Consider the following 19,099-nt stretch of genomic DNA (forward strand, 5'->3'; position numbering starts at 1 on the left):
GTTGGGGAGAGGGGTAAGCCCCGGGCGGTGGCGTCAAACGCAACGCTCTGCACTCCCAAACTACATCGCGAGACGGTTGGCGCGGCATGACCTTCCCCGACATCACGCCCGATCTGAAAGCCGCGATGCCGCAATTGCGCGGCCGGCTGTTGGCGAACCAGTCGCTCGCCGAGTTGACCTGGTTTCGCGTCGGCGGGCCGGCGCAGGTGTTGTTCACGCCTGCGGACGAAGACGATCTCGCGTATTTCTTAAAGCTGCTTCCGAAGGAACTGCCGGTCTATGTGGTCGGCGTCGGCTCCAATTTGATCGTGCGCGACGGCGGTATGCCGGGCGTGGTGATCCGGCTGTCGCCGCGGGCGTTTGGCGAGACCAGGGCCGAGGGCGATATCGTGAGCGCGGGCACGGCTGCGCTGGACAAGCGCGTGGCAGAAACGGCGGCGGCGGCCGGGATCGGCGGCATGGAATTCTTCTTCGGCATTCCCGGCAGCATCGGCGGCGCGTTGCGGATGAATGCCGGCGCCAATGGAAGCGAGACCAAGGACGTGCTGGTCGAGGCGACCGGCATCGGCCGCGACGGCACGAAGCATGTCTTCTCCAATGCCGACATGAAGTTCGTCTATCGCAACAGTGGCGTCGATCCCTCAGTCATTTTCACCTCCGCGCGCTTTCGCGGGCAGATCACGGACGCCGAAACCATCCGCGCCCGGATGAACGAGGTGCAGAGCCATCGCGAAACCGCGCAGCCGATTCGCGAAAAGACCGGTGGCTCCACCTTCAAGAATCCGCCCGGCAACAGCGCCTGGAAACTGATCGACGCCGCCGGCTGCCGCGGGCTTCGCGTCGGCGGGGCGCAGGTCTCGGAAATGCACTGCAATTTCCTCATCAACACCGGCAACGCCACCGGGCATGATATTGAAACGCTGGGCGAAACCGTGCGCGAGCGGGTTAAAGCGAATTCTGGAATCGAGCTGCACTGGGAAATCAAGCGGATCGGGATTTCCGCATAGATTGCGGGGTTCGATGCTTCGCATCGCCCCGGAATGACGGATAGGTAAAGGCTGATGCGAACGACCATTCTCTTTGGCGGCACCAATAAAGAGCGGCTGGTTTCGGTGGCGACCGCGCAGGCGCTGCACCGCGCGTTGCCGGAAGCCGATCTCTGGTTCTGGCATGTGGTAGACACCGTTCACGAGGTCAGTTCAAAGGCGCTGCTCGAGCATTCGCGTCCCTTCGAGGATGAATTCAAGCCGGGCAATCGCGGGATCGCGCTGGAAGCGGCGCTCGACAAGGCGAAGGCGGAAGAACGTGTGCTGGTGCTCGGGCTGCACGGCGGCCGTGCCGAGAACGGCGAACTGCAGGCGATGTGCGAAATGCGCGGCATTCCCTTCACCGGATCCGGCTCGGCATCGTCGAACCTCGCTTTTGACAAGGTCGCAGCGAAACGGTTTGCGGCGATTGCCGGTGTCGCGGCTCCGGCAGGCGTCGCCTTGGAAAACCTTGAAGCTGCGTTTGCCGAACATGGCAGGCTGATCGCAAAGCCGGCGCGAGACGGTTCGAGCTACGGCCTGATCTTCGTCAACGCCAAGCAGGACCTGGTCGCGGTCCGCAACGCCGCTAGAATCGAAGAATATCTGATCGAGCCCTTCATCGCGGGCGTCGAAGCAACTTGCGGCGTGCTGGAGCAGTCGGATGGTACGTTGATGTCGCTGCCGCCGATCGAGATTGTCCCGGGGGAGGGCACCTTCGACTACACGGCCAAGTATCTGCTCAAATCGACTCAGGAGATCTGCCCGGGGCGCTTTTCTCCTGACATCACTGCGCAACTGCAGGATCAGGCGCTGCGGGCGCACAAAGCGCTCTCCTGCAGCGGCTATTCCCGGACCGATTTCATCGTCTCGGCGAACGGGCCGGTTTACCTCGAAACCAATACCTTGCCGGGGCTGACTGCGGCCTCGCTCTACCCGAAGGCGCTCAAGGCCCAGGGGATCGAGTTTCCGGATTTCCTGCGGGATCAGATCGCCTTGGCCGAACGCCGCAGCCGGAAGCGGGCTTGACCGGCCGGACGGCCCGTTAACAGCCCGTTAACCCGGAACTAACCTCGCCACGAGAAATGTTGCTAAAATCCTAAGAATTGTCCGGCAAACCACTCAAAAGAAGGGTCAAAGCGCATCACCAGCCCCCCGTTTTTACACTTTGTTTACCAGGAAGAACGAAGGTTAACGCTGGCGGCGCATGTGGCGCTTGGCTGCCGGGGTGCGCTGTTCCGACTTCAGGTCAGCACTTAAGTCCGGCACGGCCGAGACGTCATCTGAGCCAGCGCTCGCAAAAAAAGCTTGCGGGAACAACACTTGGACAGGCTCGTGCAATGGATGGTGCAGGACGCCTCACGCGGTCGGTGAGATCGGTGGGACCCCAGGCTGACCTGAAAGCAGCCGCTATTGGAGCGGTCGTGCTGCTGCGCGAGCGGCTGGGCCGTCGCGCCCGCGTCCCGGCGAAGCCCACGATCGATCGCGAACCGCCGAATCGCTTGGTCCTTCTGGTCGAACGCTATCTGCCGAACCGTACCGGCATTGCCTTGACCGTTCTGATCCTGCTCGGCAGCGCCGGCCTTGGTATCGTCAAAGGCGGTCACGTCGATGAATTCACGGCGGCGCTCAGCGACGCCCGTAACACGCTGGCCAATTCGGCCGGGTTCCGCATCACAACCGTCGTCATCAACGGCCGCAAGCAACTGAGCCAGGACGAGGTGCTCGCGATCGGCGGCGTCAGTGGCCGCTCCTCGCTGTTGTTTCTCGACGCGGCCACCGTGCGCGACAAGCTCAAGGCCAACCCGTGGATATCAGACGCGACCATCCTGAAGCTTTATCCCGGCCAGTTGCAGATCGACATCGTCGAGCGCACGGCGTTCGCGCTGTGGCAGCAGGACGGCCGGCTGTCCGTGATCTCCGAGGACGGCGCTGTGCTGGAGCCCTATGTGTCGCGCCGCTTCGTGACGCTGCCGCTGGTGGTGGGCAAGGGCGCCGATGTCAGGGCCCGTGATTTCCTCGCGCTGCTCGACCGCTATCCGCAGGTCCGCTCGGTGACCAAGGCTGCAATCCTGGTCGGCGAACGGCGCTGGAATTTGCGGCTGAAGGACGGCCTCGACATTCGCCTGCCGGAGAACGACGTCGGCAACGCGCTTGCCATGTTGAGCAAGCTCGACAAGGAGGACAGGCTGTTCTCGCGCGACATCGTCGCAGTCGACATGCGCCTGCCGGACCGGCTGACGGTGCAATTGTCGGAAGACGCGGCCAAGGCCCGCGAAGAACTGTTCAAGGACAAGAAGACCAAGAAGAAGGCCGGTGATTCAGCATGACCGGCCTCGATCGCAACCAGACCCCGAAGACACGTCCCGTCGACCACAAGCGGACGGCGCTGGTGGCTTCGCTCGATGTCGGCACCAGCAAGATCGCCTGCATGATCGCGCGGCTGAAGCCGTCGCCGCCGAGCGACGCGCTGCGCGGCCGTACCCATGCGGTGGAACTGATCGGCTACAGCCAGATCCAGTCGCGCGGCGTCAAGGCGGGCGCCGTGGTCGATCTCGCCGAATGCGAGCAGGCGGTGCGGCAGGCGGTGGCGCTGGCCGAGCGCATGGCCAAGGTCCGCGTTGAATCAATATTGCTGTCGGTTTCCGGCGGCCGGCTGCAGGGGCAGCTTGTCGAGGCGGCCGCCGATATCAGAGGCGGCTCGGTCACCTCTGATGACGTCACCCGGGTGACCTCCACCGGCATGCGCCATGCCACCGGCGAGGGCCGCACGGTGCTGCATGCGCTCCCCGTCGGCTACGCGCTGGACGGCGTCAAGGGCATCCGCGACCCCCGCGGCATGGTTGCGCGGCAGTTCGGCGTCGACATGCAAGTCGTTACGGCGGACGCCACCGTCGCCCGCAACCTGATGCTGGTGGTCGAGCGCTGCCACCTCAATGTCGAGGCCATGGCGGCGAGTCCTTATGTCGCAGGCCTGTCCGTGTTGACCGACGACGAGGCCGATCTGGGCGCCGCCGTGGTCGAAATGGGGGCCGGATCGACCACGATTGCGACCTATTCCGGCGGCCGCTTCGTGCACGCGAGCGGATTTGCGCTCGGCGGGCAGCACGTGACAATGGATCTTGCACGCGGCGTCGGCGCATGCATTGCGGATGCCGAGCGAATCAAGACGTTATATGGCACCGTGCTGACCGGCGGGTCTGACGCGCGCGAGCTGATGTCTGTACCGACTGCGGGCGAGGAACACGATGCGCCGCGGATCGTCTCGCGCGCCACGATTGCCAACATTGTCCGGCATCGCGCGGAGGAGATTTTTGAAATGGTCCGGGACCGGCTCGCGGATTCCCCCTTTGCGGCAGAGCCGAGGGCGCGGGTTGTGTTGAGCGGCGGGGCTTCTCAGCTTACCGGCACCGTCGAACTCGCCACGCGCATTCTCAACCGGCCGGTCCGGATCGGCCGCCCGCTCGGTTTCGGCCGGCTGCCCAACGAGGCCAAGAGCGCCTCGTTCGCGGTTCCCACCGGCCTCCTGGTCTATCCGCAATACGCTCATCTTGAACACGTCGAACCGCGGCATACGCGGCAGCTCAAGACAGGGACAGACGGCTATTTTGGCAAGGTCGGACGATGGCTTCGCGAGGGCTTCTGATGACCGGTCCTGTGACCAAACGATTTTCACCAAATCCCGCGGCCGCCGGCCGGGGCGAACCAACGCGCGCGTCGTAAGAGAGGTAACCATGGCACTCAATCTGACCCCCCCTGACATCAGTGAGCTGAAACCGCGGATTACCGTCTTCGGCGTCGGTGGAGCAGGCGGCAATGCCGTCAACAACATGATCACTGCCGGGTTGCAGGGGGTCGATTTCGTCGTCGCCAACACCGACGCGCAGGCGCTGACCATGTCGAAGGCCCAGCGCATCGTGCAGATGGGCACCCAGGTGACGCAGGGCCTCGGCGCGGGGTCCCAGCCTGATGTCGGCGCGGCGGCGGCACAGGAAGTGATCGACGAGCTGCGCGACCATCTCTCGGGCGCCAACATGGTGTTCGTCACCGCCGGCATGGGCGGCGGCACCGGCACCGGCGCCGCTCCGGTGATTGCCAAGACCGCGCGCGACATGGGCATCCTCACCGTCGGCGTCGTCACCAAGCCGTTCCACTTCGAAGGCCAGCGCCGCATGCGCACCGCCGAGTCCGGCATCGCCGAGCTGCACAAGGTGGTCGACACGCTGCTGATCATCCCGAACCAGAACCTGTTCCGGGTCGCCAACGAAAAGACCACCTTCGCCGACGCCTTCGCGATGGCCGACCAGGTGCTCTATTCGGGCGTCGCCTGCATCACCGATCTCATGGTGAAGGAAGGCCTGATCAATCTCGACTTCGCCGACGTAAGAGCGGTGATGAGGGAAATGGGCAAGGCGATGATGGGCACCGGCGAGGCGACCGGCGAGAAGCGCGCGCTGACCGCGGCCGAAGCCGCGATCGCCAACCCGCTGATCGATGATTCCTCGATGAAGGGGGCGCGCGGCCTGTTGATCTCGATCACCGGCGGCAAGGACCTCACTTTGTTCGAAGTCGACGAAGCCGCGACGCGGATTCGCGAGGAAGTCGACCAGGACGCCAACATCATCGTCGGCGCCACCTTCGACGAATCGCTCGACGGCATCATCCGCGTCTCCGTAGTCGCCACCGGCATCGACCAGTCGCAGATTGCGCGCAACGCGGGCACCGCCGCCGCTGCCACCACCACCGCAACCACCGCCTCTGCCACGCCGTCTTCGCCGGACAACCGGCTGGCCGAACTGACCGCTCGCCTGCGCGCCGACAATGCGCGCCTGGCCGAACGCGCCCAGAAGCTCGAGCCGGCGGCTGCGCCGCAGGCGGTTGCTCCGGCACCTGCCGCTACGCCGGCGCAGCGCGGCAACGTCGAGCGCGCGGCGCTTGCCGCGATCGCTGCGGCGGTTGAGACGCCGCAACAGGCCCCGATCCAGCCAGCCTCCTATGGCGACGTCACGGTTCGCCCGATCGCGCAAAAGCCGACGCTGTTCCCGGATCACAAGGAGGCCGCCCGCGTCGAGCCGGAGGCGCCGGCGCCCGAAACCTTCATCCCGCAGGCGGCCGAACGTCCGCCGGCCCGCACGCCGCGGATGCCGAAGTTCGAGGACCTCCCGATGCCCGCCCAAGCCGAGATCCGGCACGCCCGCGGCGAGCCTGAGGAGGAGCATCCGCAGAAGACGCGCCTGTCGCTGTTGCAGCGGCTCGCCAATGTCGGCCTCGGCCGCCGCGACGAAGAGACCGAGCCGCCGATCGCGGCACGTGCCTCCGGCCCGTCGATGGCGCCGCTGCCCGAACGCAAGCCGCAGCGCACTGTCGCCCAGCAAACGGCGAATCACGAGCCGGTATCGGAGTATGCAAAGCGCTCGGCACCGCAGGGTCTGGATGTCCATGGCCGCCCGGCACCTGTTGCACCGGCGCCACAGGGCGACGACCATCTTGATATCCCGGCCTTCCTCCGACGCCAGGCCAACTGAGCTTTTGTTACAACCGAGGTGATCCAAGGGGCCCCGGCTGGAACAGTCGGGGCCCTTCTCTTGGGCCTGGTGCCGGGGTTCAGAGGATTGGCCAACCAACTGATTTTAAATCATTAATTATTCATTTCGTGACCAAACACCGAAGCTCTAACGGCGTCTGGCCGTGTCGGAGTTTGGTTAACCCTTGGCGCGAATGCGGCAGAGATAGGGTAACAATCCGTAAAGAAGCGTGAGTTGTGCGCCTTAGGGCAATGTCTATGGTCTGCCGTGACTTGGGGATGCCTAGAACGCGAATCGGCGCTAGCGCGCGGTTCCCGTCTTTGGGTTAAGTCGGGTAGTGGGCAGTTATCGATGAAATTCAGCCGCCAAACCACGCTTCGGTCGCAAGCCACCGTAACGGGCGTTGGCGTTCATTCCGGATTACCTGTCAGCCTGACGCTTGGACCTGCTCCTGTGGATGCGGGTTTTGTTTTTGTCCGTACCGGCCTGGATGAGGCCGATCGCGAGGTCCCCGCAGTAGCCGCCTCCGTAACCGCCACCGATCTTGCTACCGTTCTTGGCGACCGCGAGGGGCCGCTGGTTTCCACCGCCGAACATGTCCTTGCTGCCCTGCGCGGCATGGGTGTCGATAACGCCATCATCGAAGTCGACGGCCCCGAAGTTCCGATTATGGACGGCAGCGCGGCGGCTTTCGTTGCCGCTATCGACCAAGCCGGCATCGTCACCCAGTCGGCCTCCCGCCGCTTCATTCAGGTGCTCAAGTCCGTGCAGCTCGCGATCGGCGACAGTTTTGGCGAGTTGCGCCCGCATGGCAACGGGTTCCGCGTCGAGGTCGAGATCGACTTCGACAACGCCATGATCGGTTGCCAGAAATATTCCATCGATCTCAGCCCCGAAAGCTTCCGCCGCGAGATTTCCCGCGCCCGGACCTTTGGCTTCATGAACAACGTCGCACGACTCTGGGGCGCCGGTTATGCGCGTGGCGCCTCGTTTGAGAATACGGTGGTGTTCGACGAAACCCGCCTGCTCAACACCGAAGGGCTGCGCTTCAGCGACGAGTGCGCCCGCCACAAGGCGCTGGATGCGGTCGGTGATTTGACCCTGGCTGGTCTGCCGCTGCTCGGCGCCTACCGTTCGGTACGTGGCGGTCACAAGCTGAACCACGCCGTGCTGACCGCCCTGTTGGCCGATCGCAGCGCCTGGCGGGTGGTCGAGGCCGAACCGGCACGCCGTCCCCGCGCCTATGTCGAGGCCGGCGCGGGCATGGTGGGCGGCATGATCGCCCCCGCCTATGGTCCCGACGTTTCCTGACTTTCGTCTTTGCAAAACCTCCGAATTTTGAGCTGTTTTGCGCCGCTCGGGCGAGTTTTGCGTAGTAACCACAGTGGTAACGTGGGCGTTCAGCCGCCTTAATCCGGGCGAATTGGCTGCGTATTCGGTTGGTCGAGGACCATTTTTCGGCTAGAGAAGCCCGCGGTAGCACCACAAGGCGCAACGCGTATTGGGCTCAAGAAATTTGGGGCACGGGGAATATGGCATCCATGACCGCGGTTCATGGACGGGCGGGCTCAGTCATCAACCGCATCAAAGGCGTCAGGTCACAGATTCCATGTCGGCACAGCGTATGACGCTCGAACCAGGCAAATCACTCGGGCGCCTCAGCCTTGCTCGCGCCGCACGGTCGTTGCGGCTGGCGGCTGGCCTGATTGCGCTCGCCATTCCCTTGAGCGGCTGCGGCACCGGTGCGCTGTGGGACAAGTTCACCGCCAAGGACGACACCTTCAACGAAGAGCCGGCGGACAAGCTCTACAATGAGGGCTTGTACCTGATGAACCAGCGCAAGGATCTGAAGGGGGCATCGAAGAAATTCGAGGAGGTCGATCGCCAGCATCCTTATTCCGACTGGGCGCGCAAATCGCTCTTGATGTCGGCCTACTCCTTTTACAATGCCGGCGATTACGATAGCTGCATCGGCGCAGCGACGCGTTACGTCACACTGCATCCCGGCAGCGCCGATGCGGCTTACGCGCAATATCTGATCGCGGCCTCGCATTATGACCAGATCCCGGACATATCTCGCGACCAGGGCCGCACTGAAAAGGCGATTGCGGCGCTGGAAGAGGTGATTCGCAAATATCCGACCTCGGAATACGCCAACTCCGCCAAGGCCAAGCTCGAAGGCGCGCGCGACCAGCTCGCCGGCAAGGAAATGGACGTCGGCCGCTATTACATGGAACGGCGCGACTACACCGCCGCCATCAACCGCTTCAAGACCGTGGTCACCCGCTACCAGACCACGCGGCATGTTGAGGAAGCGCTGGCGCGACTCACCGAGGCCTATATGGCGATCGGCATCGTCGGCGAGGCGCAGACGGCGGCAGCCGTACTTGGGCACAATTTTCCTGACAGCCGCTGGTACAAGGACGCCTATAATCTTGTAAAGTCGGGCGGGCTCGAGCCGAGCGAGAACAAGGGTTCCTATATTTCCAGGGCCTTCAAGAAGTTGGGTCTCGGGTAGTGGAGCGGATTTGACATTCGCTCGATACTTGCCGCGACTTCGTGAAGCGAATGTCAAATCCGTAAAGCTCCACTACCAGCTTTATATTTGCTAGTGGTCCTTTTGATTCTAACATTCGCAAAGTGGCTCCCCGAGCGGGGAGCGAATGTTAGAACTGGACCACTAGGAATTGACTTCGCATGCTGGCGCGTCTGTCGATCCGTGACATCGTCCTGATCGAACGGCTCGATATCGAATTCTCCCGTGGCCTCGCGGTGCTGACCGGCGAAACCGGCGCGGGCAAATCCATCCTGCTCGATGCCTTCGCGCTGGCGCTCGGCGGCCGCGGTGATGCGGGCCTGGTTCGCCATGGCGCGGAGCAGGGCCAGGTGACCGCCACCTTCGACGTTCCCAAAGGCCATCCCGCGACAAAGATCCTTTCCGAGAACGGCCTCGACGACGCGAGTTCTCAAGATGCTTGCGAAATGATTCTTCGCCGCGTGCAGCTCGCCGACGGCCGCACCCGCGCCTTCATCAACGACCAATCGATCAGCGTGCAGACCCTAAAGGCGGTCGGCGCGGCGCTGGTCGAAATTCACGGCCAGCATGACGAGCGCGCGCTGGTCGACGCCTCGACGCACCGGCAGTTGCTCGATGCCTTTGCCGGGCTCGAGAAAGAAGTCGCCGCGCTGGAGACGCTGTGGGAGGCGCGGCGCACCGCCCACCAGGCACTCGATGAGCATCGCGCCAGCATGGAACGCGCCGCGCGCGAGGCGGATTATTTGCGCCACGCCGCCGACGAGCTCAAGGCGCTGAAGCCGAAGGACGGCGAGGAGACCGCACTCGCCGAACGCCGCACCACCATGATGCAGGGCGAGAAGATCGCCAGCGACCTGCGTGAGGCGCAGGAGGCGGTCGGCGGCCAAAACTCGCCGGTGCCGGCGCTGGCAGCGGCCGTGCGCCGCCTCGAGCGCCGCGCCGCCAATTCGCCGGCGCTGGTCGAGCCGGCGGTGAAGGCGATCGACATCGCAATCAATGCGCTGGAGGAGGCCGACCAGCATCTCAGCGCCGCGCTGGTTGCGGCCGATTTCGATCCGGCCGAGCTGGAGCGGATCGAGGAGCGGCTGTTTGCGCTGCGCGCTGCCTCGCGCAAATATTCCACACCGGTCGATGGGCTCGCAGCACTGGCTGCCAAATTCGTCTCCGATGTCGCACTGATCGACGCCGGCGCCGATCGGTTAAAGAAGCTGGAAGCGGCGGCTGCCGAGGCCGACCAGCGCTACGGCGCGGCGGCGGCGAAGCTGTCGGCGGCCCGAGCTAAGTCCGCCGAAAAACTCAACAAGGCCGTCAACGCCGAACTCGCGCCGCTGAAACTCGAGCGCGCGAAATTCATGACGCAGGTCGACACCGATGCGAAGTCACCGGGGCCGCAGGGCATCGACCGCGTCGAGTTCTGGGTCCAGACCAATCCGGGGACAAAGCCGGGACCGTTGATGAAGGTCGCCTCCGGCGGCGAGCTGTCGCGGTTCCTGCTGGCGCTCAAGGTGGTGCTGTCCGATCGCGGCTCGGCGCCCACGCTGGTGTTCGACGAAATCGATACCGGCGTCGGCGGCGCGGTGGCGGATGCGATCGGCGCGCGGTTGTCGCGGCTCGCCGGCCAGGTCCAGGTGATGGCGGTGACGCACGCGCCGCAGGTTGCCGCAAGGGCGAACCAGCATCTTTTGATTTCCAAGGACGCGCTCGACAAGGGCAAGCGCGTCGCCACCCGCGTCAACGCGCTCGCCGCCGACCACCGCCGCGAGGAAATCGCCCGCATGCTGGCGGGGGCGGAGATCACAGCCGAGGCGAGGGCGGCGGCGGAACGACTGTTGCGCGCCGCGACGGCGTAATCTGCTCGTGTCCCGGATGCGGTGCAGCGTGAAACGCTGCGCCGCAGAGCCGGGACCTACCGTGCGGATGGACTCCGGATCAGCAGCGCACCGTCCGCACGATTCTGCGCATCGCCGAGCGCGCTGCAGCATCGGGGAACGATGTCCGCCACCGCCTTTTCTCCGAGCGACGTTCGTCGTATTCAACCTACATGGCCAAGACAGCGAAAACAAAGACCCCCACCGACGTCGGAAAACTCACCAAGGCGCAGGCCAAGGTCGAGCACATGCGGCTGGCGCTGGAGCTCGAAGAGCACGACAAGCGCTATTACCAGGAAGATGCGCCCAGCATCAGCGATGCCGAATACGACGCCCTGCGGCAGCGCTTCAACGCGATTGAAAAGCGGTTTCCCGAGCTCGTTACAGCGGAATCGCCATCGCAAAAGATCGGCGCGACGCCATCGGGCCGCTTCAAGAAAGTCCGCCATGCGGTGCCGATGCTGTCGCTGGACAACGCCTTCGCCGAGCAGGACGTGCTCGACTTCGTCGGCCGCATCACGCGTTTCCTGAAGCTGCCGGACGACAAGATCAACTTTTCCGCCGAGCCGAAGATCGATGGGCTGTCGATGTCTCTGCGCTATGAGGGGGGCGAACTCGTCACCGCCGCTACCCGTGGCGACGGCGCGGAAGGCGAAGACGTCACCGCCAATATCCGCACGCTCGAAGACGTGCCGCAGAAGCTGAAAGGCCGCAACGTTCCTGACATCTGCGAGGTGCGCGGCGAGGTCTACATGACCAAGAAGGCGTTCCTTGCGCTGAACGAGCGCCAGAAGGCCGCAGGCGATACCATTTTTGCAAACCCGCGCAATTCGGCTGCAGGCTCGCTGCGTCAGAAGGACCCGAGCATTACGGCCTCGCGCCCGCTTGGCTTCTTCGCCTATTCCTGGGGCCAGATGAGCGCGATGCCCGAAAAGACTCAAACCGACATGATCCACTGGTTCGAGCGCTGCGGCTTCAAGACCAATCCGCTGACAAAACTCTGTCACTCCGTCGAGCACTTGATCGCGTTCCATCACGAGATCGAGGAGCAGCGCGGCGAGCTCGACTACGACATCGACGGCGTCGTCTACAAGATCGACCGTATCGATTGGCAGGAGCGGCTCGGCTTCGTCTCGCGCACGCCGCGCTGGGCCGTCGCGCACAAATTCCCGGCCGAGCGGGCCATGACGGTGCTGCGCGACATCGAGATCCAGGTCGGGCGCACCGGCTCGTTCACGCCAGTCGGCAAGCTGGAGCCGGTCGGTGTCGGCGGCGTCATCGTGCAAAACGTCACGCTGCACAATGAGGACTACATCAAGGGTATCGGCAACAAGGGCGAAGTGCTGCGCGAGGGCCGTGACATCAGGCTCGGCGACACCGTCGTGATCCAGCGCGCCGGCGATGTGATCCCGCAGGTGGTCGATGTCGTCATCGACAAGCGGCCGAGAGGCGCCAGGGAATTTCACTTCCCGAAGAAGTGCCCGTGCCCGCTGCATACCGACGTGGTGCGCGAGGAGACGGCAACTGGCGAGGAAGGCTCGCGCGCCCGCTGTACCGGCGAGTTCGCCTGTCCGTTCCAGAAGATCGAGCATCTGAAACTGTTCGTGTCGCGCCGGGCGTTCGATATCGACGGGCTCGGGGAGAAGCAGCTCCAGTACTTCTTCGACCGCGAATGGGTGCGGGAGCCGGCCGACATCTTCACGCTGCCGAAACGTAACGCCAGGCTGAAGCTCGAGGAGATCGAGGGCTACGGTGAAACCTCGGTGCGCAACCTGTTCGCCGCGATCGAGAACCGCCGCCGCATTTCGTTGGAGCGCTTCATCTACGCCCTCGGCATGCGCCATGTCGGCGAGACAACCGCGCTGGCACTGGCGCGCGGCTACGGTTCCTGGGATGCATTCCACGATGCCTGCCTCAAGGTCGCCAAGGGCGACGAGGACACCATCGCCGAGATGGATGCGCTCGACCAGATCGGCGACACCGTGATCAAGAGCGTCGCCGCCTATTTCGGCGAAAGCCATAACCGCGGCATCGTCGAGCGGCTGGTCAAGGAGCTCAGCGAGATCATTGACGCCGAGAAGCCCAAGAGCAATTCGGCCGTCGCCGGCAAGACCGTGGTGTTCACCGGCTCGCTGGAAAAGATGACGCGGGACGAAGCCAAGGCCACCGCCGAGCGGCTGGGCGCCAAGGCCGCCGGTTCGGTGTCGAAGAAAACGGACTACGTCGTTGCGGGGCCGGGCGCGGGTTCAAAACTCGCGGAAGCCAAGAAGCACGGCGTGCCGGTGTTGACGGAGGACGAGTGGCTGAAGCTGATCGGGGAGTGAGAGGTTGTCCTCCCACCGTCGTTGCGAGGAGCGACGCGACGAAGCAATCCATCTCTCAGCTTGTCGCGCCATGGATTGCTTCGCTTCGCTCGCAATGACGGGGTTAGGCCGCCGTTCGCGGCATTGGTACACAGGGGCCACCGCTCCCGGATGTCGCTCCGCTCATCCGGGCTATGGCATTGCCGAATCCGCCGAGCAGTTCCTCGCAAGCGTTCGGCCGTCAGTCGAATTCGAGGCGCCTACCTTTCTCCCAAGGCCGGAAGGGCGACACTACACGGCCCTTGCGATCAATGCGCCCCCATTGTCCGCCCTCGTACCAGCTATGCTCGCCGTCGCCGGCAATCGTGCAAGCTGTGCAGACGACGGCAACCCCATCCTCGAATGGATAAGCTCCGTCATACGTCGCTGGAATCACGAGGTTGAGTTTGCGGTCGATGTACCCAATCTTGCCTCCGACCCGCGACCGCGCGAGACCATCCTTGAAATAGTCCGGGCCGTTGTCCATGAATTCAACCGGCATCGGGATGACGCCTCGTCGAACGTAGAACCATTGGCCTTTTCGTGTGTCAGTCCGATCCATCAACAAGACGGAAGCCAGCCCATCACGGTCATATCGAAGTCGAGCCAAATAGGATGGCTTCAAGCGCGGCCGCCCGTCGGCGCCGGTTGCCGCGCATTGCTTGAAAATGCGCTCGGGCTCCCAGCAATCGAAGACCACTGGCGCAACCGTGTCCTGATCGCCTGCAATGATCGGCTTGGACGAGAGTACAAGCAGGGCGCTCAGCGCAACGATCTTGAGAAAATCAGGCATTATGCACGCTCGTGGGAGGCGGGCTGTATACAGCCGTCGTTGCTAGCGCAGCGAAGCAATCAATTGCGGCGTAAGAAAGTAGGACGTAGCAAGCGGATAGGTGGATTGCTTCGCTGCGCTCGCAATGACGAGGGGATGCGCAGCACCACTCCTCACAACATCCGCGAGTCTTCCTCCTCCGCCTTCTCCATGAGCTCCTCGCTGACCACAACCGTTCGCCGCGGCACGAGGAAGAACATGGAGCAAGCACACGCGATGGACAGTGCGAAGATCGCCGCCGTCAGCGGCAGCGTGGTCGTGGAGTGGCCGCCGAGATAGGCGCCGAATTGCGAGACCAGCGCGCCGATGCCCTGCTGCAGAAAGCCCATCGCGCCGGAGGCGGTGCCGGCGGCCTCGGGACGCGCGCTGATGGCGCCGGCCGCGGCGTTGTTCATAACGAAGGCGTTCGCGACCATCACGATCATCTGGGTGCCGAACAGCCAGAGCGGCGCCTGGTTGATCCCGGCAATGCTCAAGACGAGGTTCAAGAGGGCGCCGCCGAATTGCACCGCGAGCCCGAACCAGATCAGCTTCTCCAGCGAATGCCGCGGCGCGAAACGGACGCAGAACACATTGCCGATCAGATAGGCAAATCCCGTCGTCGCGAACCACGCGCCATATTCGGCCGTGGTTCGGCCCATCTGCGTCACCACGATGTAAGGTCCGCCGCCGGCGAACATGAAAATAATCTGGGAAGCCAGCACCTGGCACAGCACATAGCCGATGAAGGCGCGGTTGCGGATCAGCTTGCCGACGTCGCCGCGGAAGCTGCTGCTCTCGCTGCGTTCGCCGCGCGTCTCGGGCAGCGCCAGCGCGATCAGGACCGCGACGCTGAGCGAAGCCGCCGTGATGAAATAGAAGATGGCGCGCCAGCCGAACGCGGTCTCCAGGAGGCCGCCGACCAGCGCGCTGAGCATCTGCGCCATCATCATGACGGCAATCACGAGGCTGATCATCGAGCTGATGCGGTCGCGGCTGTAGAGATCGCGGATGATGGCGCGGCTCACCACCATGCCGGTCGCGCCGCCGAGTGCCTGCAGGAAGCGCGCGGCAATCAGTTGCGGCAGCGTCTGCGCCAGCGAGCAGCCGACGCTCGCCGCCACCATGAGCGCAAGGCCCGCGAGCAGCACCGGCCGGCGTCCGAACTTGTCCGACAGCGGTCCCATGATGAGCTGCGAGCAGGCGATGCCGACCATGTAGAGCGACACCGTCATCTGCGCGACGGAGATGTCGCCGCCGAACGTCGTCGCCAGCACGGGCAGCGCCGGCACCAGCATGTAGAGCGAGATCGGCGCGACGCCGGTCATCGCCACCAGCATCAGCAGCATGATCTTGGAGGTCGCGACGGCATTCGCCGCCGCGTCGGGCGGCTTGCCCACGACGCCGTGCATTCAGTTCCGATCCTGTTTTGCTTGGATTGGACTTTTAACCAGATGGCTCAGCACGAACAGGGACGTTTTGGCATGCGGCCATGCTGAATTGAGGAGGCGGGTACGAGACTGGGCGCTGGATTCTACTTTGCATGGGGTTGTTTTCGCGGTTTTTGTGTCCGGCGCCCGCGCCGTATCGCTGTAGGGGCGGGCCACGGCGTACCGGATCCTCCGCCGTCGCCGGGGCGACTGGAAAGTAGGATGGGTGGAGCGCAGCGATACCCATCGTTTCACCACGCGCACCGGCATTGATGGGTATCGCTGCGCTCCACCCATCCTACGGCTGCATGAGGCACAGTGACTAAATCGGCAGCATCGCCGCCGTCGCTTCGTCCAGCCACAGCTTCGTGGCGTTGTCGTCGAGGTGCGGGCGCACCGCGCGGTTGACGCGCTCGTGGTAGTCGTTGAGCCACTTCAGCTCGGTTGCGCTCAGCATATTCGCATCGATCAGGCGGCGGTCGATCGGCGCCAGCGTCAGCGTCTCGAACGCGTTCACCGGCTTCTCGGCGCCGGGTACATCGGTGCCGATGACGAGTTCGAGGTTCTCGATCCGGATGCCGTAGGCGTCGGTCTTGTAGTAGCCAGGCTCGTTGGAGAGGATCATGCCGCGCTTCAAGGGCGTGGTGCCGAGTTTCGAGATGCGCGCCGGGCCTTCATGCACCGAGAGATAGCTGCCGACGCCGTGGCCGGTGCCGTGCTCGAAATCGAGGCCCGCCTGCCACAAAAATTGCCGCGCAAAGGAGTCGATCTGCGCGCCGGTGGTGCCGTCCGGAAACACCGCGCGAGCAATCGCGATGTGCCCACGCAGCACGCGGGTGAAACGATCGCGCATTTCGTCGGTCGGATTGCCGATTGCGATGGTGCGGGTGACGTCGGTGGTGCCGTCTTCATATTGCGCGCCGGAATCGATCAGCAGCAGATCGCCGGGTGAAATTCGCCGGTTGCTCTTGCGGGTGACGCGGTAGTGCACGATGGCACCGTTCGGCCCGGTGCCGGCGATAGTCGGAAACGAAACATCCTTCAGCGCGCAGGTCTGGCGGCGGAACGTTTCCAGGGCCTCGACGGTATCGATCTCCGTCAACGCGCCCGACGGCGCCTCGCGGTCGATCCAGGCGAGGAAGCGCGCCAGGGCCACCGCGTCGCGCTGGTGCGCGGTCCGCGTGCCCTCGATCTCGGTGATATTCTTCACCGCCTTCAACAGGCTCACCGGATCGTTGCCGCGTACCGGTTTTCCGCCGGCGCCTGCGATCAGCCGGCTCAGCGCGTCCGCGGCGGTGGCGGCATCAAGCGCAATCGCGGCGCCGCTGCGCGCAAGCTCGGTCAGATCAGGCACCAGCGCGTCGGGCTCCCGCACTTCGGCGGATTGTTCGAGATGGTCGCGCGTCAGGTTGGACAGCTTGCGATGGTCGATGAAGATGGTGGGGCGGCCGTCCTTCGGCACCAGCGCGTAGGACAAAGGCAGCGGCGTGTGCGAGACGTCGGCGCCGCGGATGTTGAAGGTCCAGGCCACCGCGTGGCTGTCCGACAGCACCAGCGCGTCGACGCCGAGCTTGTTGATCTCCAGCCGGATGCGCTTGAGTTTTTCGGCTTCGATCTCGCCGGAAAACTGCACGCCGTGAGTGGTGACGCGGCCGAGCGGCGGGGCCGGGCGCTCGGTCCAGATCGAATCCAGCGGGTTGGTTTCGACCGCAATCAGTTCCGCCCCCGCCTTGGTGCAGGCGGCTGCCAGACGCTCGGCTGCCGCCGACGTGTGCAGCCACGGGTCGAAACCGAGCCGGTCGCCGGCCGCAAGGTGCTTGGTCAGCCACTGCTCCGGCGGCGGATCGGCCAGCGGCTCGATTTGCCAGGCCTTGCGGTCGACCTGCTTGGCGGCCTGCAGCGTATAACGGCCATCGACGAAAACCGCGGCATCGCGCGTCAGAACGATCGCCATGCCTGCCGAACCAGTGAAGCCGCTCAGCCAGGCCAGCCGTTCTTCGGCGGCCGGGACATATTCGTTCTGTTGCTGATCGGCGCGCGGAACCACGAATCCCGTCAGCTTCCGCCGCGCCAGCTCCTCGCGGAAGCGCGCCAGCCGCGCGGTCAGCGCCACGCCGCCTTCGGGCTCTTCGAATGTCTGGAAATGGGCTTCGAACATTGCCTGGTCACTTTAGGGTTGGGTGGAGCGGTCCGCAATGCGGCAGTCTCCGCCACAATTTGGCATAATCTGTGCTTCAATATGTCGGTCCGCGCTAGTCGGACGGAGCGGATTGCGGTGTAGCCGCTCAGCTCAAGATACCGGGAGAAGCTCCAGGAGTGTTCCAACTCAACGAAGAGGGGATACACCATGCCTGCTTTCACGTTTGAGAAGATTTCACCGCCGGAACGTCGCGGCCCCGTGCCGCCCGTCGCCAACAAGAAGCAGCGCGGCGTCATCGTCCAGATCCTCGACCGGTTCGCGGAAGCACGCGTCAAGCGGTCGTTGAAGCAAGAGAAGGGCGCGGTCGCCCGCAAGGGGCCAAGATCAGCCGATTAGAATTTCAGTTCACCTTGCGCAGCAGGAGGCTGCTCCAGCCTTCGATGCGCAGATGCCGCACGGGAACCAGCCCACGGGCGCGATAGGCAGCGATGACGGCGGGCGCTTGATGCGTCAGCAGCCCTGAGAGAATGACCAGCGCGCCCGGCGCCAGATGCCGCGCCATCGGCCCTGCCAATTGCCGCAGCGGATTGGCCAGAATATTCGCCAGCACCAGATCGAACGGCGCGGCTTGCGCAAATTGCGGCGCCGAGAAGCCGGTAGCGCGGACCGCCCGCACCAGATGTCCCGATACGTTCAGCCGCGCATTGTCGCGTGCGACCTGCACCGAGGGCGGATCGATATCGCTGGCCAGTATCTTGTCGTGCAGCGCTTTCGCCGCCGCAATCGCCAGCACGCCGGTGCCGGTGCCAAGATCGAGCACGCGGCGCGGGCGCCAGGCTTTCAGAACATGATCGAGCAACAGAAGGCAGCCGCGCGTGGTGCCGTGATGGCCAGTGCCGAAGGCCAGCGCCGCCTCGATCTCGATGCCGAGCTTGTTGGGCGAGATCCTGTCGCGGTCATGCTGGCCGTGGACCACAAAGCGTCCGGCCGGCACGGGAACAAGGTCTTCGAGGCTGGCCTTGACCCAATCCTTGGCCTCGACCGTATCGAAGGCGATGCCGGCGGCGATTTCCGCGCCGGCCGCATTGGCCACGAGTTCGCGGACCAGCAGCTGATCAGGCGGCTCGCCAAAATGCACCGTGACGTCCCATCGGCCATCCGGCCGTTCGAACGCGGCGATTGCGGCCTGGCCTTCAAAGAAAACTTCGGTCAGGGCGTCGACGACGCCCTTGGCTGTGTGCTCGTCGCCGACGGCAAAATGAACGCGATGTGTGGGGGCGAGAGAAGTCATTGAAGAACCTAGGAGAAAGTGGGGAGCGATTGGGAGTGGGCGTTTCGTTCAAATTTGAGCAAAGTTCATATCGGGCCACTCGGATCAGTTGCATGCTTCCACCGCCTATCCACAGCCGAGCGGGGAAGTTG

Annotated in this window: 14 protein-coding genes; 10 read left to right on the plus strand and 4 right to left on the minus strand. The window is 64.2% G+C overall.

Annotated features, from left to right (window positions below; all coding sequences use genetic code 11):
• The first annotated feature begins 86 nt into the window (after positions 1 to 86).
• The 9 genes from murB to ligA all read left to right on the plus strand — a co-directional run bounded on the left by murB (position 87) and on the right by ligA (position 13,278).
• Positions 87 to 1,007 (plus strand): UDP-N-acetylmuramate dehydrogenase, encoded by a 921-nt coding sequence (murB, locus tag V1273_RS08965; RefSeq protein ID WP_334409316.1) that lies wholly within the window; start codon positions 87 to 89, stop codon positions 1,005 to 1,007.
• 54 nt (positions 1,008 to 1,061) lie between these two features.
• Positions 1,062 to 2,054 carry a D-alanine--D-alanine ligase family protein gene (locus V1273_RS08970; protein WP_334409317.1) on the plus strand — a complete coding sequence of 331 codons (993 nt, stop codon included), beginning with the start codon at positions 1,062 to 1,064 and terminating at the stop codon, positions 2,052 to 2,054.
• A 311-nt stretch (positions 2,055 to 2,365) separates the two neighbouring features.
• A complete protein-coding gene (locus V1273_RS08980) occupies positions 2,366 to 3,355 on the plus strand; it encodes a cell division protein FtsQ/DivIB (protein WP_334383430.1) in 990 nt (329 codons plus the stop codon).
• Positions 3,352 to 4,671, plus strand: a complete 1,320-nt coding sequence (ftsA, locus tag V1273_RS08985) for a cell division protein FtsA (protein ID WP_334409319.1) — start codon at positions 3,352 to 3,354, stop codon at positions 4,669 to 4,671. The genes V1273_RS08980 and ftsA overlap by 4 nt, the downstream gene beginning before the upstream one ends.
• An 88-nt stretch (positions 4,672 to 4,759) precedes the next feature.
• The gene (ftsZ, locus tag V1273_RS08990) at positions 4,760 to 6,550 is read left to right on the plus strand and encodes a cell division protein FtsZ (protein ID WP_334409320.1); all 1,791 of its coding nucleotides are present in this window, start codon (positions 4,760 to 4,762) and stop codon (positions 6,548 to 6,550) included.
• Between the two features lie 351 nt (positions 6,551 to 6,901).
• Entirely contained in the window at positions 6,902 to 7,861 is a 960-nt protein-coding gene (lpxC, locus tag V1273_RS08995; protein ID WP_334409321.1) for a UDP-3-O-acyl-N-acetylglucosamine deacetylase, read from the plus strand.
• Positions 7,862 to 8,159: 298 nt separating this feature from the next.
• Complete coding sequence (locus V1273_RS09000) at positions 8,160 to 9,068, plus strand: outer membrane protein assembly factor BamD (protein ID WP_442894073.1); 909 nt, start codon at positions 8,160 to 8,162, stop codon at positions 9,066 to 9,068.
• 179 nt (positions 9,069 to 9,247) lie between these two features.
• Positions 9,248 to 10,936 (plus strand): DNA repair protein RecN, encoded by a 1,689-nt coding sequence (recN, locus tag V1273_RS09005; RefSeq protein WP_334367434.1) that lies wholly within the window; start codon positions 9,248 to 9,250, stop codon positions 10,934 to 10,936.
• A gap of 191 nt (positions 10,937 to 11,127) precedes the next feature.
• Entirely contained in the window at positions 11,128 to 13,278 is a 2,151-nt protein-coding gene (gene ligA / locus V1273_RS09010; protein WP_334409322.1) for an NAD-dependent DNA ligase LigA, read from the plus strand.
• Positions 13,279 to 13,498: 220 nt separating this feature from the next.
• Here the strand turns inward: ligA and V1273_RS09015 are convergent, their stop codons facing one another.
• From V1273_RS09015 to V1273_RS09025, 3 genes are all read right to left on the minus strand, one after another.
• Entirely contained in the window at positions 13,499 to 14,089 is a 591-nt protein-coding gene (locus V1273_RS09015) for a WG repeat-containing protein (RefSeq protein ID WP_334409323.1), read from the minus strand.
• A gap of 152 nt (positions 14,090 to 14,241) precedes the next feature.
• Positions 14,242 to 15,519 carry a multidrug effflux MFS transporter gene (locus V1273_RS09020; protein WP_334409325.1) on the minus strand — a complete coding sequence of 426 codons (1,278 nt, stop codon included), beginning with the start codon at positions 15,517 to 15,519 and terminating at the stop codon, positions 14,242 to 14,244.
• A 340-nt stretch (positions 15,520 to 15,859) separates the two neighbouring features.
• On the minus strand, positions 15,860 to 17,695 hold the full coding sequence (locus V1273_RS09025) for an aminopeptidase P family protein (RefSeq protein ID WP_334409326.1): 1,836 nt from the start codon (positions 17,693 to 17,695) through the stop codon (positions 15,860 to 15,862).
• A 189-nt stretch (positions 17,696 to 17,884) separates the two neighbouring features.
• Between V1273_RS09025 and V1273_RS09030 the strand changes: the two genes are divergently transcribed.
• On the plus strand, positions 17,885 to 18,073 hold the full coding sequence (locus tag V1273_RS09030; protein ID WP_334409328.1) for a hypothetical protein: 189 nt from the start codon (positions 17,885 to 17,887) through the stop codon (positions 18,071 to 18,073).
• 4 nt (positions 18,074 to 18,077) lie between these two features.
• On the opposite strand, the gene V1273_RS09035 is transcribed toward V1273_RS09030, so the two are convergent.
• Positions 18,078 to 18,968, minus strand: coding sequence for a 50S ribosomal protein L11 methyltransferase (locus V1273_RS09035; RefSeq protein ID WP_334383422.1), 891 nt, complete (start codon positions 18,966 to 18,968; stop codon positions 18,078 to 18,080).
• Positions 18,969 to 19,099: the final 131 nt, after the last annotated feature.

It is taken from the genome of Bradyrhizobium sp. AZCC 1721, assembly GCF_036924715.1.
In the GTDB taxonomy this organism is placed as follows: domain Bacteria; phylum Pseudomonadota; class Alphaproteobacteria; order Rhizobiales; family Xanthobacteraceae; genus Bradyrhizobium.